Origin of the sequence: Streptomyces violaceus, assembly GCF_036014075.1 — a bacterium.
Classification (GTDB): Bacteria; Actinomycetota; Actinomycetes; order Streptomycetales; family Streptomycetaceae; genus Streptomyces; species Streptomyces violaceus.
Genome location: NZ_CP107911.1, coordinates 2,614,830 through 2,639,680, shown reverse-complemented (window position 1 = coordinate 2,639,680; position 24,851 = coordinate 2,614,830). Strand labels below are relative to the sequence as shown.

Genomic DNA, 24,851 nt, shown 5'->3' with positions numbered 1-24,851 from the left:
CGAACACCGCCCGTTCGGGCGACGGTTGTCATCCGGACGGCCCGATGTCCTGACCGTGCGCGAGCCGGGCGCCCTTCAACGCCATGTGCAGGAGCAGGCGGTCCTCGCCGTCGTCCAGGTCCAGGCCGGTCAGCTTCTCGATCCGGGACAGGCGGTAGTACAGGGTCTGGCGGTGGATGCCCAGCTCGGCGGCGGCCCGGGCGGCCTGGCCGGCGCAGTCGAGGTAGATCTCGGCGGTACGGGCGAGTTCCCGGTGCGCCGGGAAGAGCAGGGCGTGTACGGCGGGGTCGCGGGCCACGTCCGGCGGCAGGGCGGTGAGCAGCCGGAACGGTCCGATCGACGCCCACTGCGCGACGGGCCCCAGCCGAGCCTCGGCCAACGCGGCCCGAGCCGCAGCGGACGCCTCCCACCAGGCGGTGCCCAGCTCTGCGAGGCCGGAGCGGGGGGTGGCGAGGCCGGCGGCGCTGCCGGCGGGCCCGTGGGTGCGGATGCCGGCCTGCCCAGACCCGGACCCGGCGGAGGCACCGCGGGTGGTGCCGGCCGGTTCGTGAGAGGTCCGGCCGGAAGATCCGCCCGATGCGCCGGCGGAGGCTCCGCCCGTGCCGCGAGGAGCCGTTCCGCCCGACGCGCCGGCGGCCGCACCCCCTGAAGCGCTGCCGCCCGCCCGCTCCAGCAGCCGCGCCGCCGCCGTGGTCGCCGGAGTCAGTACGTCCGTCGAGCGCAGGCGGACCAGCAGGGCCACGCACTGGGCCGACGCCCCCCACGGCAGCGTGCACAGGGCTGTCGCGCCCGGCATCGTGCGGACCGACGGGGCGTCGTCGGGGTCGGCCGAGGGCCAGGGGGCCACGCAGATCACCGTGTGCAGACCGTCGGCGCGGGAGCCGAGTGCGGCGCGGAGTTCCGCGATGGCCATGTCGCGCTGCCAGTCGCGTTCCGCGGTGAGGACGGCTCGCAGTTCGCGGCTGAGGTCGGCACCGTGCTGGGCCTCGTCCGCGAGCAGCGCGCCGATCCGGATCGTGACCTGCATGGCGGCGGAGAGCTGGCGTTCGCTCGGGCCGGGATCGTCGTCCAGGAGCCAGATATAGCCGTGGACCACGCCCCGGTGGCGGACGGGGAGGCAGATCCGCCCCCGGTTCACCCCCGCCTCCGGCGTCGGCGGGATACGCACCGGGCCGGTCGCGCGCGTGATGCCGAAGCCCTCGAACCACGCCCGGACGGCCGCGGTCGAACGGCGCGTGAGGATCGAACGGGTGCGCACCGGATCCAGGGCCGACGGATCGAGGTCGCCCTCACTGTCGTACGCCCCGAAGGTGATCAGCTCGAAGTCCCGGTTCTCCAGCGTCGCGGGCGCGCCGAGCAGCTCCGAGATCTCGTCGACCAGCTCCTCGTAGTCGCCCCGGTGTTCCGACGTCATGCGGGCATTGTCCCTCACCGTCCAAGACCCTTCATACATCTGTCTGAGATCTGCGGCACGGATGCGTGACAGCTGTCGATGGCCGACGATCCAAGGGATCCTTAGGTTTCACGGTGGTTCTCCGCGCCGTACCCGAAGCGTCATCCGCCCGGGGTCGGCCATCCGTTTGGTTGTGCTCTGGAGGTGCCCCGTGCTGGGTCCCGTGATTCTCGCCGCGTCTCGCAGCGACCGGATGCGACGTCTGATCTCGGCGGCCCCGGTGACCAAGCAGGTCGTCGACCGCTTCATCCCGGGCGAAGGCGTCGACGACATCGTCCCGGTGGTCCGGGGCCTCGCCGGCCGGGGTCTGGAGCTGACGATGGACGTCGTCGGCGAGGACATCACCAACCCCGCGCAGGCCGCCGCCGCCCGGGACGCCTACCTGGAGCTCGTCGACCGCCTCAAGCCGCTGGAGCTCGGCACCCGCGCCGAGATGTCGGTGAAGCTGTCGATGTTCGGGCAGGCGCTGGAGGACGGCCACGAGCTGGCCCTGAAGAACGTCCGCCCGGTCGTCGAGGCTGCCGCCGAGATCGGCACCACGGTCACCCTCGACGCCGAGGACCACACCACCCTGGACTCGATGTTCGCCATCCACGAGGAGCTGCGGAAGGACTTCCCGCAGACCGGCTGCGTCATCCAGGCCTACCTGTTCCGCACCGAGGCCGACGCCCGCCGCCTCGCCGGGAACGGCAGCCGGGTGCGCCTGGTCAAGGGGGCGTACAAGGAGCCCGCCTCGGTCGCGTACCAGGACAAACACGAGATCGATCGGACGTACGTGCGGATTCTCGGTACGTTGATGGCGGGGACGGGGTACCCGATGATCGGGTCCCACGACCCGCGCCTGATCGCCATCGGCCAGGAGCTCGCCCATCGCGCCGGGCGCAAGCTGGACGAGTACGAGTTCCAGATGCTCTACGGCATCCGCAGCGACGAGCAGTCGCGCCTCGCCGCTGAGGGCCACCGTGTGCGCGTGTACACCGCCTATGGCACCGATTGGTACGGCTACTTCATGCGCCGACTCGCCGAGAAACCGGCCAACCTGCGGTTCTTCGCACGATCGATGCTCACCAACGGCTGACCGACACACCGCTCAGTAAGGAGTTAGGGAAAACATGGACGCTGTGACCCAGGTCCCCACCCCCGTCAACGAGCCGGTGCACGGCTACGCCCCCGGCTCGCCCGAGCGTGCCCGGCTGGAGGCCAGGCTGAAGGAGCTGGCCGACAACCCCGTCGACCTGCCCTGCACCATCGGCGGCGAGAAGCGGATGGGCGGCGGCGAGGCCTTCCAGGTCGTCCAGCCGCACAACCACAAGGCCGTGCTGGGCACGTACCGCAACGCCACACAGCAGGACGCCCAGGACGCCATCGACGCGGCCCTGGCCGCCGCGCCCGCCTGGCGTGCCCTGTCCTTCGACGACCGCGCGGCGATCATCCTGCGCGCCGCCGAGCTGCTGTCGGGCCCCTGGCGCGAGACGCTCGCCGCCTCCACCATGCTCGGCCAGTCCAAGACCGCCCAGCAGGCCGAGATCGACACGCCCTGTGAGCTGATCGACTTCTGGCGCTTCAACGTCGCCTACGCCCGCAACCTGCTGGCCGAGCAGCCCCCGGCGAACTCCCCGGGCGTGTGGAACCGTCTGGACCACCGCCCGCTGGAGGGCTTCGTCTACGCGGTCACGCCCTTCAACTTCACCGCCATCGCGGGCAACCTCCCGACGGCCCCCGCCCTGATGGGCAACGTCGTCGTCTGGAAGCCGTCCCCGACGCAGACCCACGCCGCCGTGCTGCTCATGCAGCTGCTGGAGGAGGCGGGCCTGCCCAAGGGCGTCATCAACCTCGTCACCGGTGACGGCATCGAGGTCTCGAAGGTCGCCCTGGAGCACCGCGACCTCGCGGGCATCCACTTCACCGGCTCGACCCCCACCTTCCAGTACCTGTGGAAGACGGTCGGCGCGAACATCGAGAAGTACCGCACCTACCCGCGCCTCGTCGGCGAGACCGGCGGCAAGGACTTCCTCGTCGCCCACCCCTCGGCCGACCCGGCCATCCTGAAGACGGCGTTCACCCGGGGTGCCTTCGAGTTCCAGGGCCAGAAGTGCAGCGCCACCTCGCGCGCGTACATCCCTGCCTCGATCTGGAACTCCGGTTTCAAGGAGGAGCTCGCCGCCGAGGTCGACGGCATCAAGATGGGCGATGTCACCGACCTGTCGAACTTCATCGGCGCCGTCATCGACGAGCGTGCCTTCGCCAAGAACAAGGCCGCCATCGACCGGGCCAAGGAGGACGCCTCCTGCACGATCGTCGCGGGCGGCACCTACGACGACTCCGAGGGCTACTTCGTCCGCCCGACCGTCATCGAGTGCACCGACCCGGAGAACGAGGTCTTCCGCACCGAGTACTTCGGCCCGATCATCGCCGTGCACGTCTATGAGGACGAGAAGTACGACGAGATGCTGACCCAGATGGAGTCCGTCTCCGACTACGCCCTGACCGGCTCGGTCATCGCGAACGACCGCGCGGCCGCGGCCTACACGGCGGACAAGCTCCGCTACGCGGCCGGCAACTTCTACATCAACGACAAGTCGACCGGTGCCGTGGTCGGCCAGCAGCCCTTCGGCGGCGGCCGTGCCTCCGGCACCAACGACAAGGCCGGCGCCCCGCAGAACCTGATGCGCTGGACCCTGACCCGCGCCATCAAGGAGACGCTGGTCCCGCCGACGGACTACACGTACCCGCACATGGGCTGAGACCCCGCGGCGCACCGACGGGCCAGGTCACGAATTGACCTGGCCCGTCGGCATGTCCGGAGGGAAGACTGGGCCGATGACCACCCGAGCGCGCACCGTCCACACCGCCGACCTCAGCACCCCTGAACTCGACGCCGTGCGCCGCCTCCTGGAGGCCGCCTTCGAGGGCGACTTCGGCGACGAGGACTGGGACCACGGCCTTGGCGGCATACACGCCCTCGTCCACGACGGCTCGGGGCTCGCCGCGCACGGCGCGGTCGTGATGCGCCGGGTTCGGCACCGCGGCCGGTGGCTGCGCACCGGGTACGTCGAGAACGTCGCCGTCCGCGCCGACGTGCGCCGCACCGGCCTCGGCGGGCTGGTCATGGCGGAACTGGAACGCGTCGTCGACCGCGCCTACGACCTCGGCGCCCTCTCCGGGAGCGACGACGGTGCCCGGCTCTACACCTCCCGCGGCTGGGAGCCGTGGCCCGGCCGGGTGCACGCCCTCAGCCCGCGGGACGGCGTCGTCCGCCTGCCGGACGAGGAGGGCAGCACCTACGTCCGTACCGCCCTGGCCGGCTCCCTCGACCCCGGGCAGGAGCTGCTCTTCGACTGGCGCGACGGAGACGTGCTCTAGAAATCACCGCAGGTCGGAGCGGTGTGACGTAGTCCACCGTCTCAGATAGTAGGAAGTCCGAGTAATTGTGGAGACAGACGCTCCGGCCTCCCTTAGTTTTGTAGGAGCCGAACGTCTCGCTCGACCAAGCGAATGGCGGTCGTGAGCCGGGCCCCGTGCAGGCAACCCCTGCGGCACCGCTCCCCGCCCCACCGGCGTCTCGTATCTCCCATCTGCGCTCCACGCTGTCGAAGGAGTCGATTTCCCATGGCCGAGACGACCGTCCGCCGCCGAGTCCGTCACGTCTCCCGTACGAGCGAGTCCGACCGCAAGAACGCCGCCGCCGCGCTCCAGCGCGCCCTCGACCGCAGGGACAACGGCGGATCCACCGGCCACTGAGCCGCCCCAGGAACGGGAGCCGCCCGACGAGGCGCGGTGCGGGGCCTCACGCCCCGCGCCGCACCTCGAAATGGTCGATCCGCTCACCGCTCGACGCCAGCGCCGACACCTTCAACTTCGGTGCGGCGCCGCTCTCCGCCTCCACGGAGAGGAACGAGAACCCGCGGTAGCGCACCCGCGACCACTGCACCGACTCCGCCTTCGTGTCCTGGGACTTGGTCCACCGGAACGTGGCGACCGACTCGCGGTCGGCGGTGTTCCCCTCGTAGCTCTCCTTCACGCCGTCCGGGAAGCCGTACAGCTCCTTGCCGCCGCCGCCCGCGGTGACGTACACGATCCCGTCCCGCCTGGGGTCCGTCGTTCCGCCGACCGGTACCGGCCTGCCCACCTCGCCGTTCTTGACGGCGTCGGTCCGCTCGTACACGTGGTTGTGCCCGTTGATCACCAGGTCCACCTCGTGCTGGGCGAACAGCGGCAGCCACTCGGCGCGCACCCCGCCGTCGGAGGCGTGCGTGGACGTCGAGTACGCGCAGTGGTGGAAGTAGACGACGATGAAGTCGACGTCCTCCGCGGCCCTCAGTTCGCCGAGCTTCTTCTCCAGCCACTTCGTCTGCCTCCCCTCCGTGTAGCCGAAGTTGGCGGGGATCTCGTACGACACGTCGTTCGCGTCCAGCGCGACCACGCCGACGTTGCCGTACGTGAAGGCGTACACGCCCGGTGCCGTACGCGCGTCGAAGCCGCTGTCCGGCAGGGAGAAGCGGGCGAGCTGGCCGCCGTAGCCGTCCGGTGAGTACCAGGCCTCCATGTCGTGGTTGCCGGTCGTCACCATCCACGGCACCGACTTGGCGACCGGCTCGGTCTGCTTGAGGAACCGGTCCCACTGCCCCGCGTCGAAGACGTCCGACTCCTTGCCCTTGCCGGTCGGGTCGGCATAGCAGATGTCGCCGGCGTGCAGGTGGAAGGCGGGGCTCTGGCGCAGCAGCAGACGGTCGTTGAGGGCCGCCTCCTCGCCGACGCCCTGGTCGCCGAACGCGGTGAACACGAACCGTTCCGGCGGGCTCGCGGGTGCCGTGCGGAAGGACGTGATGGTCGACCGGTGCCGGGGGGACGCCGGGTCGAAGCCCTCGTGGCCGACGCCGTAGTAGTACGTCGTGTCCGGGCGCAGGCCGTCCAGTGCCGCGTGCAGGTAGTACTGGTCGACCGCCGCCCGTACGCCCTTCAGCGCCGGGGTGTGCAGGTCGCGCAGCTCCGCCTCGATCTTGCGGCCGAGGTCGTCGGGGCGCAGGCCCACCCGGACGTAGGGCTTCTTCACCGCGAGCGGCACCTGCCAGGAGATCCGCATCCGTGTCTTCGGGTCGGAGCCGAACGCGAGATGGCGGCCGAAAGGGGTGATGAAGGAGCCGGGCGCCTTCGACGTGCTCGGCGAGGGGCTCCCGGTCGCCGTGGCGCCGCTCCGGCCGGAGCGGGAGCCGGAGCCACAGCCGGTCAGCAGACCGCCCGCCACCGCGCCCGCCGTCACCAGCGTGCGCCGACGCGACAGTCGCGTCCGCAGGTACTCGTGCTGTTCCGCCATGCTCATCCGGCGCGCGAGCTCGGGCGGGATGCCGAAGTGGGGGATCTCCATGTCGAGTGAACTTCCCAGCGGAGGCCAACAGCCGCAATACATAAGGGTGAACACAGGTTGACGGACGCGTGCCGTCACTCGAGCGGGTGTCCGGTCTTGTCCGTATCACGGACACCCCGTGTCATCCCATGGGACGAGGAGTAGGGTGCCCGCATGTCTCGCAGCATCAATCTCGCAGTGATCCCCGGTGACGGCATCGGCCAGGAAGTCGTGGCCGAAGGCCTGAAGGTCCTCTCCGCCGTCCTTCCGCAGGATGTGAAGCTGGAGACCAAGGACTACGACTTCGGCGCCAAGCGTTACCACGCCACCGGTGAGACCCTCACCGACGCCGACCTCGACGCCCTGAAGAAGCACGACGCCATCCTGCTCGGCGCGATCGGCGACCCGAGCGTGCCGTCCGGCGTCCTGGAGCGCGGCTTCCTGCTCAAGCTCCGCTTCGCCTTCGACCACCACGTCAACCTGCGCCCGTCGAAGCTGCTCCCGGGTGTCGCCACCCCGCTGGCCGGCGAGCCGGAGATCGACTTCGTCGTGGTCCGTGAGGGCACCGAGGGCCCGTACACCGGCAACGGCGGCACGATCCGCAAGGGCACCGAGCACGAGGTCGCCACCGAGGTCTCCGTGAACACGGCCTTCGGTGTGGAGCGTGTCGTGCGTGACGCGTTCGCCCGTGCCCAGGCCCGCCCGCGCAAGAAGCTGGCGCTGATCCACAAGAACAACGTGCTGACCTTCGCGGGTCACCTGTGGACCAACATCTTCAACAAGGTGGCCGAGGAGTTCCCCGAGGTCACCACCGAGTACATGCACGTGGACGCGGCGACGATCTACCTTGTCACGCAGCCCGAGCGCTTCGACGTCGTCGTCACGGACAACCTCTTCGGCGACATCGTCACCGACCTCGCCGCGGCCGTCTCCGGCGGCATCGGCGTGGCGGCCTCCGGCAACATCAACCCGTCCGGAGACTTCCCGTCCATGTTCGAGCCCGTGCACGGCTCGGCCCCGGACATCGCCGGCCAGGGCAAGGCCGACCCGACCGCCACGGTGCTGTCCGTCGCCCTGCTCCTGCGCCACCTCGGCCACGAGGCCGAGGCCGACCGCATCGACGAGGCGGTCGCCGCCGACCTGTCGGAGCGCACCGGCAAGCCCGCCCGCTCCACCACGGAGATCGGCGACGCGCTCGCCGTACGAGTAGCCGGCTGACCCGCCGCTGCTTTTCGTAAAGCCGCCGGGTCGCATCCGCACCCGGCGGCTTTCGCATGTTCCCCGCCGGGTGCCACCATCGACCACCGGGTCGCATTCACCCCGTTCCTTCCGCCGCCGCCCCCGGGCGATAATCGAACGCGAGGCCGCGGAATGAGGGAATGCTCGGACGTCCTAGCACTGGTCACCATCAGAGCAGTACCGAGCGCGGCCCGTCACTACAACCGGTGAAGGACATCAACCCATGACGACGCCCACGATCGAGCTCAAGCCCTCCGCCAACCCGCTCTCCGCCGCAGAACGCGAGGCGATCCTGGCCAACCCCGGGTTCGGCCGCCACTTCACCGACCACATGGTGACGATCAAGTGGACGGAAGGCCGCGGCTGGCACGACGGACAGCTCGTGCCGTACGCGCCGATCTCCCTCGACCCCGCCACCACGGTTCTGCACTACGCGCAGGAGATCTTCGAGGGCCTGAAGGCCTACCGCCGCCCCGACGGGTCGGTCGCCACGTTCCGTCCGGAGAAGAACGCCGAGCGCTTCCAGCGCTCCGCACGCCGGCTCGCGATGCCCGAACTGCCGGTCGAGACGTTCATCGAGGCGTGCGACGCGCTGGTGAAGCAGGACAAGGGGTGGGTCCCGGCGCACGGCGGTGAGGAGTCCCTCTACCTGCGCCCGTTCATGATCGCGACCGAGGTCGGGCTGGGCGTGAAGCCGGCCAACGAGTACCTGTTCCTTGTCATCGCCTCCCCGGCCGGCGCCTACTTCCCGGGCGGCGTCAAGCCGGTCTCCATCTGGGTCTCCGAGGACCGCGTCCGCGCCGTCCCCGGCGGCATGGGCGACGCCAAGACGGGCGGCAACTACGCGGCGTCCCTGCTCGCGCAGGCCGAGGCCGCGACCAAGGGCTGCGACCAGGTCTGCTACCTCGACGCCGTCGAGCACACGTGGGTCGAGGAACTGGGCGGCATGAACCTGTACTTCGTGTACGGGGACAGGATCGTCACCCCGTCCCTCACCGGGTCCATCCTGGAGGGCGTCACCCGGGACTCCCTGCTCGCCGTCGCCCGTGACCTCGGGTACGAGGCCGAGGAGGGCCGGGTCTCGGTCGACCAGTGGCAGCGGGACTCGGAGAACGGGTCGCTGACCGAGGTGTTCGCCTGCGGTACGGCCGCGGTGATCACGCCGGTCGGTACGGTGAAGCGGGCCGGGGTGGAGTGGAAGCAGAGCGGGGGCGAGCCGGGGGAGGTCACGCTCCGGCTCCGCCAGGCCCTGCTCGACATCCAGCGCGGTACGGCCGAGGACAAGCACGGCTGGATGCACCCGCTGGGCTGAGTCCGCCCCCAACTCCGGGGGCTTCGGCCCCCGGACCCCCGGCCCATGCCCCTCGAACGCGGCGACCGGCACCTGCGAACCGTTCCTGGAGTCCGGCGGCACGGATCGTGTCCGCGATCCTCGCGGACAGCCTCCTCGCGGACACCTGAACTCCCGCCCGCGTTGTACTCAATTCGGCGGATTGCCCCTCTCCCTCGTGATGATGTTGGCTCTGGGGAGCCCTCGGCGCGGGGCCGGGGAGAAGCGTCCACGGGGACACGGGGATGCGGGAACACAGGGGGAACACATGACCAGCACCAGGAGGGCCACGTCCGTCGCGCTCGGATTGGCCCTGGCCGTCACGCTCGGCACCGCCGCCGCGCTGCCCGCGACCGCCGCACCGGCGCCGGTGCCGCGGACCGAGAAGGCGAGCGTCGCACCGGACGGCAGCGACGGCGACGCCGCCTCGGGCGGGCCGAGCCTGAGCGCCGACGGCCGCCATCTGGCCTTCGTCTCCAGCGCCGACAATCTCGTCGCCGGTGACACCGACGGCGTCGCCGACGCCTTCGTGCGCGACCTCGACACCGGCACGACCCGGCTGGCCGGCGGCGGCGTGGACGGCTCCGTCGACGCCGTCGCCCTCAGCGGCAACGGCCGCTACCTGGCCTTCGCCGCCACCGCCGCGAGCGACGGCCGCAGCCACATCTGGGTCGAGGACCTGAAGAACGGCACCCTCCAGCGCATCGAGGACACCGTCGACACGGGCTACGACACCGGCAGGCAGCCCGCCATCAGCGCCGACGGCCGTTACGTCGCCTTCGTCGCCCAGCGCTCCGAGTTCACCGAGGGCGAGGACGTCCGGGAACGCGTCTACCGCGTCGACCGCACCAGCGGCGAGGCCGTCCGCATCAGCCAGGTGCCCGCCGCGACCGACCGGAAGACCGCCGCCACCAACCTGTCCATCAGCGCCGACGGCCGCCGCGTCGGCTACCAGTTCTTCGTCCCGCACCCCTCCTCGGGCGACTGGAGCGACGCCTGGGTCCGTGACGTGCCGAGCGGGAAGCTGTTCCACGCCGACCTGGCGCCGGACGGCCTGAAGTCCGACGGGCAGACCGAGTTCCCGCAGATCAGCGCCGACGGCCGGTACGCGGTCTTCAACTCGCTCGACTCGCGGCTGACCCCGGGCGACACCAACCAGGGCCACAACGTCTTCGTCCGGGACCTCAAGACGGGGGATCTGCGCCGGATCGACGCCGCCGACCCGGCCGCCTTCACCGCGTTCCCGCGGCTCAGCGCCGACAGCCGGTACCTCGCCTTCGTCTCGGCCGACCCGGGCGACCCGGACCGTACGACGCGCGCGTACGTCCGCGACCTGGGCACCGGGCGCACGGTCCTGGCCAGCCCGGACGCCGAGGGCGGGCCGAACGACCAGAGCGTGTCCGCCCCGGTGATCGACCGGCACGGCCGCCAGGTCGCCTTCGGCAGCTCCTCACCCGACCTCGTGCCCGGCGACACGTACGACACCTCGCACGTCTACGTCCGTCACATGAGGTGACCGACCGCATCCTGAGACAACCGTGAGCCAGGCACGGGGGCTGTGCCAGACTGCCCCCGTGCTCTCGTTCGCCATGATTATTGGCAGCAGGCGCGCCGGTCCGCAGTGACCGCCACGTACGACCAGGTACGGGCGGACACCGTCGTCCTCGACCCGCGCGCAGACCTCTCGCACCCGCGAGAGGTTTTTCGCATTTCTGGCCCCACCCGAAGCCAGGAGCGAGAGCGCGAGGGAGTATGTGGGGGCGGTGGAGCCGGTCATTCCGGTACGACCGAGATCCGATCCTCAGGAGCCTTGAGACCATGACCGCAACCAGCGAACTCGACGATTCGTTCCACGTCTTCGACACCACCCTGCGCGACGGCGCCCAGCGTGAGGGCATCAACCTCACCGTCGCCGACAAGCTGGCCATCGCACGGCACCTGGACGACTTCGGCGTGGGCTTCATCGAGGGCGGCTGGCCGGGTGCGAACCCCCGGGACACCGAGTTCTTCGCCCGCGCCCAGCAGGAGATCGACTTCCGGCACGCCCAGTTGGTCGCGTTCGGGGCGACTCGTCGCGCGGGGGCGAAGGCGGCGGAGGATCCGCAGGTCAAGGCGCTGCTGGAGTCGGGCGCCGAGGTGATCACGCTGGTCGCGAAGTCCCACGACCGCCATGTCGAGCTCGCCCTTCGCACCACCCTGGACGAGAACCTGGAGATGATCCGCGACACGGTGTCGTTCCTGACGGAGCAGGGCCGCCGGGTCTTCGTCGACTGCGAGCACTTCTTCGACGGCTACCGGGCGAATCCGGAGTACGCGAAGGCGGTGGTCCGTACGGCGTCCGAGGCCGGTGCGGACGTGGTGATCCTGTGCGACACCAACGGCGGCATGCTCCCGGCGCAGATCCAGGCCGTCGTCTCCACGGTCCTGGCCGACACGGGCGCCCGGCTCGGTATCCACACCCAGGACGACACGGGCTGCGCGGTGGCGAACACGCTGGCCGCCGTCGACGCGGGTGCGACGCATGTGCAGTGCACGGCCAACGGCTACGGCGAGCGGGTGGGCAACGCGAACCTCTTCCCGGTCGTGGCGGCGCTGGAACTGAAGTACGGCAAGAAGGTCCTGCCCGACGGCCACCTGCGCGAGATGACCCGTATCTCGCACGCGATCGCCGAGGTCGTCAACCTCACCCCCTCCACGCACCAGCCCTACGTCGGCCTCTCCGCCTTCGCCCACAAGGCCGGGCTGCACGCCTCGGCCATCAAGGTCGACCCGGACCTGTACCAGCACATCGACCCCGAGCTGGTCGGCAACACCATGCGGATGCTGGTCTCCGACATGGCGGGCCGCGCGTCGATCGAGCTCAAGGGCAAGGAACTCGGCATCGATCTCGGCGGCGACCGGGAGCTGGTCGGCCGGGTCGTGGAGCGGGTCAAGGAACGCGAACTCCAGGGCTACACCTACGAGGCGGCCGACGCGAGCTTCGAACTGCTCCTGCGCACCGAGGTCCAGGGCAAGCCGCTGCGCTACTTCGAGGTCGAGTCCTGGCGGGCCATCGTCGAGGACCGGCCCGACGGGTCCCACGCCAACGAAGCCACGGTCAAGCTGTGGGCCAAGGGCGAGCGCATCGTCGCCACGGCCGAGGGCAACGGCCCCGTCAACGCCCTCGACCGCGCCCTGCGCGTCGGCCTGGAGAAGATCTATCCCCAGCTCGCCAAGCTCGAGCTCGTCGACTACAAGGTCCGCATCCTCGAAGGCAAGCACGGCACCCAGTCCACGACCCGCGTCCTGATCTCCACGTCCGACGGCTCGGGCGAGTGGTCCACGGTGGGCGTCGCCGAGAACGTCATCGCAGCGAGCTGGCAGTCTCTGGAGGACGCGTACACGTACGGCTTGCTGCGGGCGGGGGTGGCTCCGGCGGAGTAGCGGGCCGCGTCTGCGCCTGTTCGCCGGTGGTGGGTCGGGGACGTGTCGGGGGGTGTCCGTCCTCGGAACGGTGCGATGGGGTCTCACGCCGACTAGCTGTTCGTTGACGCGCCAACCGCTGCGGGCGGACACCCCCCGTCACGTCCCCTTCCGTGCGTCGGCGGGTGCGGGTGCGTTCGGCCCCAGCTGCGGGCATGCGTGCCGCTAGGGGCGGCACGGGTGGGCGGTGGGGGTCTCCCCGCTCGAGCGAAGCCGAGAGTGGGGGAGGCACCCCGCTACGCCGGGCTGCGGACCCACCCGGCCCGAGCGACGACGCCGAGTACCTGGAAGCGGCCCAGGTGGGTCTCACATGGCCGTGTCCCGGGGCCGCGGTACCGAGTGGGCGTCACCCCGGTCCCGCCCCGGCGCACGGTCCAGCCGGAAGAGCCCTGCCCCGTTCGCCCGCTGGCCGGGGGAGTGGGCGGTGGAGCGGGTCAGCTCCTCGACCCCGTCGGCCAGATAGCCGACCCAGGCCGAGCCCTCGTCCTCGATGAGCCGCTGCGCGTCCGTCCGCAACCGCTCGATCACCCCGAGCAGCGCGGCCTGCTCCTTGTCGCTGGGGGAGTCGGTGGTCCGCAGATACGCCTGCGCCCACTCGGACTGCGCCCTCTTGAGGATCTGCTGCAGGGCCTGCTGCGTACGGATGTAACGCGTCCACGACGCCGAGAAGCCGAAGATCCGGTCGAACAGGACACAGCCCGCCCCGCCGGCCAGGAACACGAAGCCCCACTCGGGCCGCACGGTCGTAGGCGCGGCCGCGTGCACCAGCGGAGTGAGCGTGCCGACGATGCCCAGCAGCGCGGCCAGCGCCCGCAGCGACCGCGACCACAGCGACGGCCCCCGGCGCCGCGCCAGGTACCAGCCGATCGCCGTCGTCACCTCCGCCTCGGCATGCCGGAACAGCTCCCACAACAGGTCCGCACGCGAACGCGAACGGTCCAGCTCGGCGAGTGCGGACACTGTCATGTCCGCGGCCCTGCGTCTTCCGAACATGCCCCTGATCCGCCCTTCCGCTGTGACCGGTGGACCGGCCCGGCCCACGGCAGTGAGCCAGAAGGCATCGTAGGCGCAGCGGCGTCCCGAAATCCCCGTCCTTATCGATATCCCTTCTGTGCCGATTTCAGGTAGCTTCGAACGTATGAAGGCCGCACTGGTGCGTACCGTCGTACGACTGCTGATCGCGCCGGTCGCCGCCCTGGTGGCGGTGCTGGTGGTGATGACGGCCGGTGCGCCGGGTGCGCACGCGGCCACCGACCTCTCGAAAGTCGCCGAGGAACTGCGCGAGAACCCCGTCTACGTCGATCCGGCCGCCTCCGACCAGCTGGCCGCATCGGACGCCGAGGCGCTCGCCGACAAGATCAAGGACGCGGACAAGCCCGTCTTCGTGGCGGTCCTCCCGGCCGACGTCCCCAAGCAGGACCTCTTCCGCAACCTCCGCACCGAGACCGGCGTCACCGGCCTGTACGGCGTCCGCGTCGGCGAGAAGTTCGACGCTCGTGCCGACAGCGCGGTGATGAGCCGCCAGGCGGTGTCCAACCTGGTCACGGCCGTGCGGGACGCGGGCGACACCAAGGCCCAGCTGAACGACTTCGTCGACGGCGCCCTGCGCAGCGTGGACGGTTCGGCGCCGAGCAGCTGGAGTGACGGCTCGGGCACCGACGTCCCGGTCGGCGGCCTGATCACGTTCGGCGCCCTGGTCGCGGCCGGCGGCGCGGGCACCTACGCGGTGGTCCGGCGCAACCGGCGCCGCCACGAGGAGGAGCAGCGGGCCGCGCTGGAGAAGCTGCGGGTGGTGGTCGACGAGGACATCACCGCCTTCGGCGAGGAGCTCGACCGCCTCGACTTCCACCCCGGGGAACCCGGCGCCGACGACGCGATGCGCGCCGACTACGAGCGCGGCCTGGACTCCTACGAACAGGCGAAGTCCCTGATGGCGGCCGCGACGAAACCGGAGGATGTCCGGCCCGTCACCCAGGCCGTGGAGGACGGCCGTTTCTCCCTGGCGCGACTCGCTGCCCGGCGCGAGGGCGACCGGCTGCCGGAACGCCGCCCGCCCTGCTTCTTCGACCCACGCCACGGTCCCTCGGTCGCCGACGTGAGCTGGACGCCCTCGGGCGGCACCACGCGCGACGTCCCCGTCTGCGCGGCCGACCAGACCCGGCTCGCCGAGGGCCGCGACCCGGTGATCCGCGAGGTCGACACCGAGTACGGCCGCCGCCCGTACTGGGAGGCCGGCCCGGCGTACGGCCCCTGGGCCGGCGGCTACTTCGCCGGCGGCATCCTGCCCGGCCTCCTCATCGGCACCATGCTCGGCAGCATGATGGCCGCCCCCGCCTACGCGGCCGACTACGGCTCCGGCTACGGCGACTTCGGCGGCTACGAGGGCGGCGACGTCTCCGGCGCGAACTTCGACTCCGGCGACTACGGGGGCGGCTTCGGCGGAGGGGACTTCGGCGGTGGAGGCTTCGGCGGTGGGGGAGGGGACTTCGGGGGCGGGTTCTGACCCGCCCCGCCCAGCCCGCCTGAGTTCGGTGCCGTAGCGCCTCTTGGGCTACGAGCCGTAGCGCGTCCTGGCCTAAGAGCCGCGCGTCTCCTGGCCCACGAGCCGCTCCCGATGCCGCCACACCGTCCCGGCCACGACGCCCGCGAGCGCGACCAGTCCCGCGCTCACCCACACCGGCGACCGGTACCCGAACCCGGCGCCGATCGCCGCGCCACCGGCCCAAGGGCCCAGCGCCGCACCCACGTTGAACGCGGCCGTGGCGAAACCCCCGCCCAGCGTGGGCGCCCCCGGGGCCGCATACAGCACCTGGGCGATCAGCGTGGAGCCGACGCCGAAGGACAGCGCTCCCTGGGTGAAGACGAGCAGGAGGGCCAGGACCGGGTGCCCGGCCCCGATCGCCAGCAGGCACCAGCCCACGCAGACCGCGACGCCCCCGCCTGCGAGGACCGGCACGGGACTCCGGTCGGCGATGCGCCCCGCGGCGGTCACGCCCACGAACGACCCGGCCCCGAACAGCGCGAGCACCCCGGGCACCCAGGCGCTGCCCAGCCCGGTCACCTCGGTGACCAGCGGCGCGAGATAGGTGAAGGTGCAGAACGTCGCGCCGTTCACGAGGGCACCCAGCAGCAGGGTGACGACCAGCCGGGGGCTGCGCAGCGACCGCAGCTCACCGCGCAGTGCGGGCGGCGCACCCTCGGCCGCACCGCCCGGCACGGACCACGCCACCGCCACCAAAGCCGGCAGTGACACCAGCGCCACGGCCCAGAACGCCGTACGCCAGCCCCACAGCCCGCCCAGCACGGCCCCGGCGGGCACCCCGGCCACGCACGCCAGCGTCACCCCGCCCAGCAGCGTGGACGTCGCCCGGCCCTTCGCATCCGCCGGGACCATGTCCACGGCGGCCACGAGGGCGACGGCGAGGAACCCGGCGTTTGCGAGCGCCCCCACGACCCGCGTGGCGAGCAGCACCTCGAAACTGCCGGTGAGAGCACCGACGACATGGACGGCGAGAAAGACGACGAGGAACGCCAGCAAGGCGCCCCGCCGCGACCAGCGCCGCGCGAGACCCGCCACGAGCGGCGCACCTATGACCATTCCCGCCGCGAAGGCGGAGGTCAGCGCGCCCGCCGCGGGAACGGACACCCCCAGATCCCGCGCGATGTCCGGGACCAGCCCGGACAGCATGAACTCGGACGTTCCCTGCGCGAACACGGCAAGGCCCAGCAGAAGAAGAGCGAACGGCATGAAGAAACTCCGCACCCGGAAGTCGACGACGAACACGACACGTCGGTCGGCGATCCGGCGGCGGAGCGAAGAAGGGGCCTCAGCGGCCCGGCATCACGAACAGCAGCCACCGGAGAGCCGGTGGCCGCAGTCTGGACGCCTCGGGGCTGGACACGACAGGCACGTTAGGCGGCTTCGGAGGACCGGGTCCACCGGTTTTCCTTGCGCTCTCCCCGGGCGGCGGTCAGGGCGGCGTTCCCCCGGCCCCCACCGCGGTGGACGATGACGACGGCCGCGAGGCAGACGGCCAGCCCGAGGGCGGTCTGGACGCCGAACGGCTCACCGAACATGAGCGCGCCCCAGACCGCCGTGACCGGGGCCATGAGGAACATCAGGGTGTTGACCTCGGTGACGCCGGAGCGCTTCAGGATGAGCCAGTACAGCCCGTACCCGCCGAACGTGGACAGGCCCACGAGCCAGGCGACCGCCACCCAGAACGCGCCCTCGGCCGGCGGCGCGGCGGCTCCGGCGCCGAGAGCGAGTGCGGTGAAGAGGACGGCGCTGGAGGCGCAGTGGACGGTCAGCGACACCGAGGGAGCGACCCGGGTGCGGGACCGGCTCTCCAGGAACGTCGCCGCGACCAGGGACAGCATGCCGAGCAGCGGAATGGCGTACGCCCACCAGGCCACGCCGGCCCCGGCCGCGGCGTCGGCCAGGGTGACCACGGCGACACCGCTCAGCCCCAGGCCCAGACCGATCCACTGCCGGCCCGAGACGTAACTCCCGAGCAGCGGTCCCGCGAGGGCTCCGGCGACGAGGGGCTGGACTCCGTCGATCAGGGCCGTCGTGCCGCTGGAGACGCCGAGCTGGATGGCGTAGTAGACGCTCAGCAGATAGCCGCTCTGGGACAGCACCCCGATCACGGCCTGCCGGGTCACGTCCCGGGCGGTGAGCCCCCGCCACGCCGACCGTGTGAGGACGGCGACGGCGACGAGGACGACGGCCAGCGGCAGGAACCGCCACATCAGGACCGTGAGCGCGGACGCGCTGCCCGCACCGAGCTTGGCTCCGATGAACCCGGAGCTCCAGCACAGGACGAAGGCGAGGGAGAGCAGGATGTTCACGGCATCACAACCACTAGACAGATCGGTTTACTCGTTCGCCCTCGACTATACAGATCGGTATACTCGAATGCATGGGTACCACCGCCGAGAACCCCCGCCGGATCACGCTGACGCGCGCCGCCCGTCGCGCCCTGGAGGCCGCCGCGCGGCTGTTCTACGAGCGCGGCATCCATGCCGTCGGGGTCGACCTCATCGCCGCGGAGGCCGGGGTGACGAAGAAGACCCTCTACGACCGCTTCGGCTCCAAGGAGCAGATCGTCGTGGAGTACCTCGCCGACCGCGACGAGCGCTGGCGAGTCTTCCTCGGCGAGCGCCTCGACGCGGCCGGACCGGACCCGAGGGAGCGCGTCCTGACGGTCTTCGACGCCTCACGCGCATGGGCGCGGGACAGCAGCCCCAAGGGGTGCGGCATGGTCAACGCCCACGCGGAGATCAGCGACCCCGCCCACCCGGCCCACCCGATCATCACCGGCCAGAAGCAGTGGATGCTCGACCTGTTCACCGGCCTCGCCGCGGACATCGCCCCGGACGAACCGGCCTCTGTGGCCCGGGCGTTGATGCTGCTGCACGAGGGCGCGCTCGTCGCCCACGGCCTCGGCATCTTCCCGGACGCCATCGAGCACGCCCGCGAACAGGCACGCGCCCTGCTCGGGTAGCGGACGGAACCTGTCCTACTCGGTCCCTACGGTGGTGCCATGACCACCTCCGACGGCACGGCCCCGCTCCCCTTCGCCACCGTGGCGGACCTGGACTCCTGGCTGACCGCCCACCCCGCCCCGCATCCCGGCCTCTGGGTCAAGATTGCCAAGAAGGGTTCGGGCATCCCCTCCGTCAGCGCCGCCGACGTCAACGACGTGGCGCTCTGCCACGGGTGGATCACCGGGCAGCGCAAGGGCCTCGACGGATCGCACTACCTCCAGCGGATCACCCCACGGCGCCCCGGCAGCCTCTGGTCCATGGTCAACGTCCGGCGAGTGGAGGAACTGACCGCCGCCGGGCGGATGCGCCCCGGTGGGCGCGACGAGGTGGCGTCCGCGCAGGCGGACGGACGCTGGGATGCGGCCTACGCGTCCCAGCAGGAGGCCGAGGTCCCGGAGGACCTCACGGCGGCGCTGGAAGCCAGCCCACGGGCCGCGGCGGCCTTCGAGGAACTCGGACGGACGGACCGCTACCTCACCATGCTCGGTGTCCTCCGCGCCCGGACACCGCGGAGCCGGGCAGCACAGGTGGCGACGGCGGTCGCGAAGCTGGAGGCCGACGGACGGGACCGATGAGCCCGACCGGGCGGGCTGGGCCGCCGGAGTTGCCCAGCCGCTCGATCGAGGCCTCGGCACCGGCCGGGCCGGGCCGACCAGGGGCCCCTACCGTACGGCGCGGGTTTGGTGGCGGGGCGGGCCGGCTCGGCGGGAGGTCGTGCCATGGCTCGGCGGGACTCTCCATCGGAGGGTCGGGTTGGCTGGGGGGCGTCTCACCGCGCGACGCAGGCTCGGTGTCGGACGGGCCGGGGCTACGGGAGGTCGCCCCGTCGACTGGACGGGGGCTGGCGTCGGACGGGCCAGGGCGGCTGCGGTCGCCTCCCCGTACGGGCGCGCACTCGGCACCGGACGGGCCGGCTTGGTCGGAGGGAAACTCACCGCACGGGCGCCGGACCGCCACCGCACGCGCCGACCCGACCGGCGGTCACCTCACCGCACGAGCACGGGTCCGGGGCTCAACAGCACCGCACGAGCACGGGCCCGGCGCTCAACAGCACCGGACCCGTGAGGTGTTCTGGCACCGAGGGCGGGTCAGAGTGTGGACGCCGCCGAGGCTATGGCGGAGGCGAACGTGGAGACCTCCGTGTAGACGCCGGGGGCCTCGGGCCGGGCGCAGCCCTCGCCCCAGCTGACGATGCCGACCTGGATCCAGGCGCCGGCGTTGTCCTTGCGGAACATCGGGCCGCCGGAGTCGCCCTGGCAGGTGTCGACGCCGCCCGCGTCGAAGCCGGCGCAGATCTCCTCGTTCGCGACGAGGCCGCTGTACAGACCGCCGTAGGCCTTGCAGGCGGCGTCGCCGACGAACGGCACGGTCGCCTTCAGGAGGTAGCGCTGCTGGGAACCGCCCTCACGGTTCGCGCCCCAGCCGGCGACGGTGAAGTCCCCGGTGTTGTACTGCGCGGTCGTGGCGATCTTCAGGGTCGGCAGATTGATCGGCTGGGCGAGCTTGATGAGCGCCCAGTCCTTGCCGGTGCCGTTGTAGCCGGGCGCGCGGAGCACCTTGGTGGAGCGGACCTGGACCCGGCCGCTGGTGGACTGGAGGTCGACGACCCCCGCGGTGGCCGTGATGCCGGTGTTGTTGCCGGAACGGCCTACGCAGTGCGCGGCCGTGAGCACGATCTGCTGGGTGTAGAGCGCGCCGCCGCAACCCATGGACAACCTGACCATGAACGGGAACTCGCCCTGCGCGGCCCGCGTACCGCCGACGACGGGCGACGGGGCGGCCTGGGCGGCGGAGACGGGCTGAAGGCTGGCGATCGCGAGCGCGGCGGCGCCGAGGGCCGCGCATCTCTTGAGGGCCGTGAGGAGTCTCTTCAACGTGATGCCTTCCGTGGGGGGTTGACTGGGGAGAGGTGCAACCGAAGCATCCGTTTGACGAGCTCATGTCAGCAGTGAGGGCAAAAAGAACGTCCATGTGCTGGCATGGACTGGTCAAAATTCTGCTGCTGGATTATGAGAACGCCGCGAGTCCTCGCACAAGAGGCCCGATTCGGCCACGCCGTACGGAGTCGCCCCGTACGGCGTGGCCGGAGGGTCAGGCGTTCCTGATCGCCGAGATGTCGAAGTTGAGCTTGATCTTGTCGGAGACGAGCACACCGCCGGTCTCCAGGGCGGCGTTCCAGGTCAGGCCCCACTCGGAGCGCAGAATCTCCGCCTTGCCCTCGAAGCCGACGCGCTCGTTGCCGAAGGGGTCCTTCGCGGCGCCGTTGAACTCCAGGTCGATGGCGAGGGGGCGGGTCGTGCCGAGGATCGTCAGGTCGCCGGTGATGCGGTAGTCGTCGCCGCCGAGGGACTCCGCCTCGGTGGAGCGGAACGTCATGGTCGGGAACTCGTCCGCCTTGAAGAAGTCCGCGCTCTTGAGGTGGCCGTCCCGGTCGGCGTTGCCCGTGTCGATGCTGTCCATCACGACGTCGAGGGAGGCCGAGGACTGCGAGGGGTCGGTGCCGTCGAGGCGGAGCGTGCCCGTGAAGTCCTGGAAGCCGCCCTTGACGTTGGTGACCATGGCGTGGCGGGCGACGAAGCCGATCGTCGAGTGGGCGGGGTCGATCGTGTAGTCGCCGGTCAGGGCGGCCAGCTCCGGCCGCACGGCGCCGGACGTGGCGGTGGCGGTCTCGGTGTCCTTGCTGCTGAAGATGCTCATGGGTGCGCCTCCTGCGAGTGATGTGATGACGACTCTTGATGTTGAATCTTTAACTACATCAACGCGCACCACCGTAGACCTATTCCAGTTCAATGTTCAACATTATTGGACGCTGTGTCGCGATACCGCCGCCTGGCGGCACCGCGCGGCCCGCAGGGGTGGTCCTGCGACGGCCGTCGCGGACGGGCCCAGCCCATGGACCGCCCACGGAAACGGGCACGTCGGACAGGGTGAGCCAGGCCCGTGAGAGGGCTCCAGCACTGGCGCGGTGCACCGAAAGGGCGGTGTCCTGGAAGACGAGGTTCCGTGTGAAGGGACCCGCAGGGAGACAGCCGAGACCACGGCGGACGTACAGCGCAGGGAGACCGACCGATGACACTCACCGGATCCGGCTCGGCCTACGACCCACCGGGCCCCACCCCACGCGGCCCCGCGGCCCCTTCCCGGGTGCGCGAGCACGGGCCGGCACGGCGTCTGGACCGGCGCGTGGTCCTGGTCACCGGGGCCTCCTCGGGTATCGGGGCGGCCACGGCACGGCGATTCGCCATGGACGGCTGGCAACTGCTCCTCAACGGACGCGACCGGCGTTGCCTGGAGCAGACGGCGTCCGGCACCTCGGCCCTCGTGCTGCCCGCCGACCTCGCCGCCCCGGGCGGTCCGCGCCTGCTGGCCCAGTCCGCACTGCACGCGACCGGCCGGATCGACGTCCTGTTCGCCGGGGCGGGCATCGGCTGGACGGGCCCGTTCGCCGCCATGCCGCACACCGACATCGACCGGGTGCTGGCCCTGGACCTCAACGCCACGCTCCACCTCGTGCGCGAGGTGCTGCCGTCCATGATCGCGGCCGGCCGGGGCAGGGTGGTGCTGCTCGGCTCGGTCGCGGGCTGCGTGGGCGTACGGGAGGAAGCGGTGCACTCCGCCGCCAAGGCGGGCCTCGCCGCCTTCGCCGACGCGCTGCGCCAGGAACTGCGCGGCACAGGCGTGGGCGTGACCTTCGTCGTGCCCGGCCGTGTCGGCCCCACCCGCAGGTGCGGACCTTACGACCGTGCCACCCCCCGGCCGGTCTCGCCCGGCTGCGTCGCCCGCGAAGTCTGGGAGGCCGTACGCCAGGACCGCGACGAGGCGTACGCCCCCGCCTGGCGAACCCTCCCGGCCCGGATCCGGACCCTGGCCCCGGCGCTCTACCGCCGCCTGCTGAACCCCTTCGGCTGATCGGCACCGGTACGCCCCCCAGCCCCCGCCCGACCGCCCGCAGAGCGGCCCCACGGCGCGACCGCTCGCCTCTTCGCGTCCCCTCGCTCGCCCATCCCGGTCACTCCGGCCGGATCCTCCGTTCAGGTGACCGTCTCCCCGTGGTAGGGCATGGGCATGACTCCCCAGCGTCGTGTCGTCCCCCGCCGTACGGCCAAGGCCGCCGCCACCCTGTTCCGGCCCAGCCGCCGGGCCCTGCTGCTCGCGGCCGCGGCACTGGCGGCGACCGGCGGTGCGACGCCCGCGCCCCGCGGCACGGATGCTTCCGACGCCGATCCGTACGACACCCTCCGCCGGCGCTGGCTCGGCATCGCCCTCGGCGACGGCTACGACCCGGCCGCGCAGCCGTACGCCTCCCGGCTCGCCGAGACCGGCGAACTCGCCCGCCGCCTGCGCGCCTCCATGGCTCCGGCGGCGAACTCCCTCTGGCCCGGCCACCCCTTCGACCCGCCGGCCGGCATCACCCTCAGTTACGGCCGCCTGTGGACCATGACCCGGGCCTACGTCCAGCAGGGCACCGGCTCGACCGCCGACCCGGACCTCCTCGCCGACATCCTGCGCGGCCTCGACCACCTCTCCTCGACCGTCTACAACCCCGGCACCACCCGCTACGGCAACTGGTGGGAATGGCAGATCGGCAGCCCCCGCCTGCTCACCGACATCACAGCCGCCCTGTACGACGAGCTGGGCGGCCCCCGGGTGCGGACCGCCTGCGCCGCCGTCGACCACTTCGTCCCCGACGCGGCCCTCGGCGACTACACCGGCACCTCCACCGGCGCCAACCGCGTCGACCTGTGCCGCTCCGTCGCCCTGCGCGGCGTCCTCGGCCGCGACCCGGCCAAGATCGCCCTGGCCCGGGACGCGCTCTCCCCGGTCTTCCCGTACGTCACCCGGGGCGACGGCCTCTACGCCGACGGCTCCTTCGTCCAGCACACCTGGGTCGCCTACTCGGGTACCTACGGACAGGTCATGCTCGACGGCCTCGGCCGGCTCTTCGCCCTGCTCGCCGGATCCGACTGGGCGGTCACCGACCCCAACCGGCAGATCATCCTCGACAGCGTCGAGCAGGCCTACGCGCCGCTCGTCCACGACGGACTGGTCATGGACAGCGTCAACGGCCGGGCCATCAGCCGTGGTTACCTCACCACCGACGACCGCAAGGTCATGCGCGGCGACCACTTCCACGGCCAGCAGCTCATCGCGGCCATCGCACTCCTGGCGGCCGCCGCGAGCCCGGCGGAACGCGACCGCTGGCACGCCCGCGTCAAGGGCTGGATCGAACGGGACACGGTGACCCCGATCCTGACGGCACCCCAGTTCGGCGTGGCCGACCTGGCCCGGCTGCACGCCATCGCCGCCTCGTCCGCCCCGGCCGCGCCCGAACCCACCGGACACCACCTCTTCGCCGCCATGGACCGTGCCGTCCACCGCCGCCCCGGCTTCACCGTGAACATCGCCATGGCCAGCGACCGCGTCGCCCACTACGAGTGCGGCAACGGCGAGAACCCACGCGGCTGGCACACCGGCGCGGGGATGGTGAGCTGGTGGTCCGGCGCGAGCGACCAGTACACGGACTGGTTCTGGCCGACGGTGGACTGGTACCGCCTGCCCGGCACCACCGTCTCCACCAAACGCCTGGCCGACCGGGAGGGCGGCGAGTGGGGCACCGCCAGGCCGGACGCGCGCTGGGTCGGCGGCACCACCGACGGCACGTACGCGGCCATCGGCCAGCACCTCAAGGGCCTCGGCTCCACCCTCCAGGCCCGCAAGTCCTGGTTCTGCGTCGCGGACGCGGTGATCTGCCTCGGCGTCGGGATCAGCTGCGCCGACGGCGTCCCGGTGGAGACGGTCGTCGACAACCGCAACCTCGGCGAGTCCGGCACCCAGAGCTTCGTCCAGGGCCGGAACCGGGACCGGAACTGGGCTCACTTGGAGGACCACGGCGGCTGGGTCCTGCTCGACGGCGAGCCGAAGGCGCTGCGCGAGGACCGCACCGGCGCCTGGGCCGACATCAACACCGGAAGCACCCCGGAGCGGCGCACCCGCCGCTGGCAGACCCTCTGGCTCGACCACGGCACCGACCCGGAGGACGCCGCGTACGCCTACGTCCTCATGCCCGGGGCGTCCCGCCGTGCGGTCGCACGCCGCGCCGCCGGCCGCCGATGGCTGTCGGTCCTCGCCAACGACACGACCTGCCAGGCGGTCACCGTGCCCTCCCTCGGCTGCACGGCCGCGAACTTCTGGCAGGCCGGCACGGCGGGCCCGCTCACCGCTTCCGCCGGCGCGAGCGTGCTGACCGTCCGCCGGGGCCGTACCGCTACCCTCTGTGCGAGCGAGCCACCCCGCTCGGGCCGGCCGCTGGAGATCACCTGGGACCGCCCGGTCCGCCGGGTCGTCCGCGCGGACGAGACCGTCGAGGTGCTCTCGACCGGCCCTCGACTGAGGCTGCGCGTCACCCCGGGGGAGGCATGCGCGACGCACCGATGTGAGGTGACTCTCGGTTGAGGTCTTTGTGCGACCCCTAC

Annotated in this window: 20 protein-coding genes; 13 read left to right on the top strand and 7 right to left on the bottom strand. The window is 71.6% G+C overall.

What is annotated here, in order from left to right; translation table 11 throughout:
- Positions 1-28 precede the first annotated feature (28 nt).
- Positions 29-1,414, bottom strand: a complete 1,386-nt coding sequence (locus tag OG542_RS11680) for a PucR family transcriptional regulator (protein ID WP_328410459.1) — start codon at positions 1,412-1,414, stop codon at positions 29-31.
- A gap of 190 nt (positions 1,415-1,604) precedes the next feature.
- On the opposite strand from OG542_RS11680, the gene OG542_RS11675 reads away from it, so the two are divergent.
- From OG542_RS11675 to OG542_RS11660, 4 genes are all read left to right on the top strand, one after another.
- Entirely contained in the window at positions 1,605-2,531 is a 927-nt protein-coding gene (locus tag OG542_RS11675; RefSeq protein WP_193481884.1) for a proline dehydrogenase family protein, read from the top strand.
- A gap of 34 nt (positions 2,532-2,565) precedes the next feature.
- Positions 2,566-4,197, top strand: a complete 1,632-nt coding sequence (gene pruA / locus OG542_RS11670; RefSeq protein WP_328410457.1) for an L-glutamate gamma-semialdehyde dehydrogenase — start codon at positions 2,566-2,568, stop codon at positions 4,195-4,197.
- 76 nt (positions 4,198-4,273) lie between these two features.
- Positions 4,274-4,816, top strand: a complete 543-nt coding sequence (locus OG542_RS11665; protein WP_328410455.1) for a GNAT family N-acetyltransferase — start codon at positions 4,274-4,276, stop codon at positions 4,814-4,816.
- Positions 4,817-5,062: 246 nt separating this feature from the next.
- Complete coding sequence (locus tag OG542_RS11660) at positions 5,063-5,194, top strand: hypothetical protein (RefSeq protein WP_010048656.1); 132 nt, start codon at positions 5,063-5,065, stop codon at positions 5,192-5,194.
- A gap of 46 nt (positions 5,195-5,240) precedes the next feature.
- Here the strand turns inward: OG542_RS11660 and OG542_RS11655 are convergent, their stop codons facing one another.
- Positions 5,241-6,818, bottom strand: coding sequence for a purple acid phosphatase family protein (locus OG542_RS11655; RefSeq protein ID WP_328410453.1), 1,578 nt, complete (start codon positions 6,816-6,818; stop codon positions 5,241-5,243).
- 153 nt (positions 6,819-6,971) lie between these two features.
- Here OG542_RS11655 and OG542_RS11650 point away from each other — a divergent pair, with 153 nt between their 5' ends.
- The 4 genes from OG542_RS11650 to cimA all read left to right on the top strand — a co-directional run bounded on the left by OG542_RS11650 (position 6,972) and on the right by cimA (position 12,789).
- Positions 6,972-8,015 (top strand): 3-isopropylmalate dehydrogenase, encoded by a 1,044-nt coding sequence (locus OG542_RS11650; protein WP_328410451.1) that lies wholly within the window; start codon positions 6,972-6,974, stop codon positions 8,013-8,015.
- 244 nt (positions 8,016-8,259) lie between these two features.
- A complete protein-coding gene (locus tag OG542_RS11645) occupies positions 8,260-9,348 on the top strand; it encodes a branched-chain amino acid aminotransferase (RefSeq protein WP_193481889.1) in 1,089 nt (362 codons plus the stop codon).
- 286 nt (positions 9,349-9,634) lie between these two features.
- Positions 9,635-10,882: a hypothetical protein gene (locus OG542_RS11640; protein WP_328410449.1), complete on the top strand. Its 1,248-nt coding sequence runs from the start codon at positions 9,635-9,637 to the stop codon at positions 10,880-10,882.
- A gap of 302 nt (positions 10,883-11,184) precedes the next feature.
- Positions 11,185-12,789 (top strand): citramalate synthase, encoded by a 1,605-nt coding sequence (cimA, locus tag OG542_RS11635; protein WP_311127895.1) that lies wholly within the window; start codon positions 11,185-11,187, stop codon positions 12,787-12,789.
- 345 nt (positions 12,790-13,134) lie between these two features.
- On the opposite strand, the gene OG542_RS11630 is transcribed toward cimA, so the two are convergent.
- Positions 13,135-13,794, bottom strand: a complete 660-nt coding sequence (locus tag OG542_RS11630) for an SLATT domain-containing protein (protein WP_311127896.1) — start codon at positions 13,792-13,794, stop codon at positions 13,135-13,137.
- Between the two features lie 172 nt (positions 13,795-13,966).
- Between OG542_RS11630 and OG542_RS11625 the strand changes: the two genes are divergently transcribed.
- Positions 13,967-15,331, top strand: coding sequence for a hypothetical protein (locus OG542_RS11625; protein ID WP_328410446.1), 1,365 nt, complete (start codon positions 13,967-13,969; stop codon positions 15,329-15,331).
- 72 nt (positions 15,332-15,403) lie between these two features.
- Here the strand turns inward: OG542_RS11625 and OG542_RS11620 are convergent, their stop codons facing one another.
- Complete coding sequence (locus tag OG542_RS11620) at positions 15,404-16,576, bottom strand: Cmx/CmrA family chloramphenicol efflux MFS transporter (protein ID WP_328410444.1); 1,173 nt, start codon at positions 16,574-16,576, stop codon at positions 15,404-15,406.
- A gap of 164 nt (positions 16,577-16,740) precedes the next feature.
- Entirely contained in the window at positions 16,741-17,679 is a 939-nt protein-coding gene (locus OG542_RS11615) for a DMT family transporter (protein WP_311127899.1), read from the bottom strand.
- 71 nt (positions 17,680-17,750) lie between these two features.
- Here OG542_RS11615 and OG542_RS11610 point away from each other — a divergent pair, with 71 nt between their 5' ends.
- Complete coding sequence (locus tag OG542_RS11610) at positions 17,751-18,335, top strand: TetR/AcrR family transcriptional regulator (protein WP_328410441.1); 585 nt, start codon at positions 17,751-17,753, stop codon at positions 18,333-18,335.
- A 39-nt stretch (positions 18,336-18,374) separates the two neighbouring features.
- Positions 18,375-18,953: a YdeI/OmpD-associated family protein gene (locus OG542_RS11605; protein ID WP_328410439.1), complete on the top strand. Its 579-nt coding sequence runs from the start codon at positions 18,375-18,377 to the stop codon at positions 18,951-18,953.
- A gap of 513 nt (positions 18,954-19,466) precedes the next feature.
- Here OG542_RS11605 and OG542_RS11600 read toward each other — a convergent pair.
- A complete protein-coding gene (locus OG542_RS11600) occupies positions 19,467-20,252 on the bottom strand; it encodes a S1 family peptidase (RefSeq protein ID WP_328410437.1) in 786 nt (261 codons plus the stop codon).
- 217 nt (positions 20,253-20,469) lie between these two features.
- A complete protein-coding gene (locus OG542_RS11595) occupies positions 20,470-21,075 on the bottom strand; it encodes a YceI family protein (protein WP_328410435.1) in 606 nt (201 codons plus the stop codon).
- 372 nt (positions 21,076-21,447) lie between these two features.
- Between OG542_RS11595 and OG542_RS11590 the strand changes: the two genes are divergently transcribed.
- Together OG542_RS11590 and OG542_RS11585 are read left to right on the top strand one after the other, a co-directional pair.
- Positions 21,448-22,287, top strand: a complete 840-nt coding sequence (locus OG542_RS11590; protein ID WP_328410433.1) for an SDR family NAD(P)-dependent oxidoreductase — start codon at positions 21,448-21,450, stop codon at positions 22,285-22,287.
- A gap of 156 nt (positions 22,288-22,443) precedes the next feature.
- Positions 22,444-24,831, top strand: a complete 2,388-nt coding sequence (locus tag OG542_RS11585) for a polysaccharide lyase 8 family protein (protein WP_328410431.1) — start codon at positions 22,444-22,446, stop codon at positions 24,829-24,831.
- The last annotated feature ends 20 nt before the right edge of the window (positions 24,832-24,851 follow it).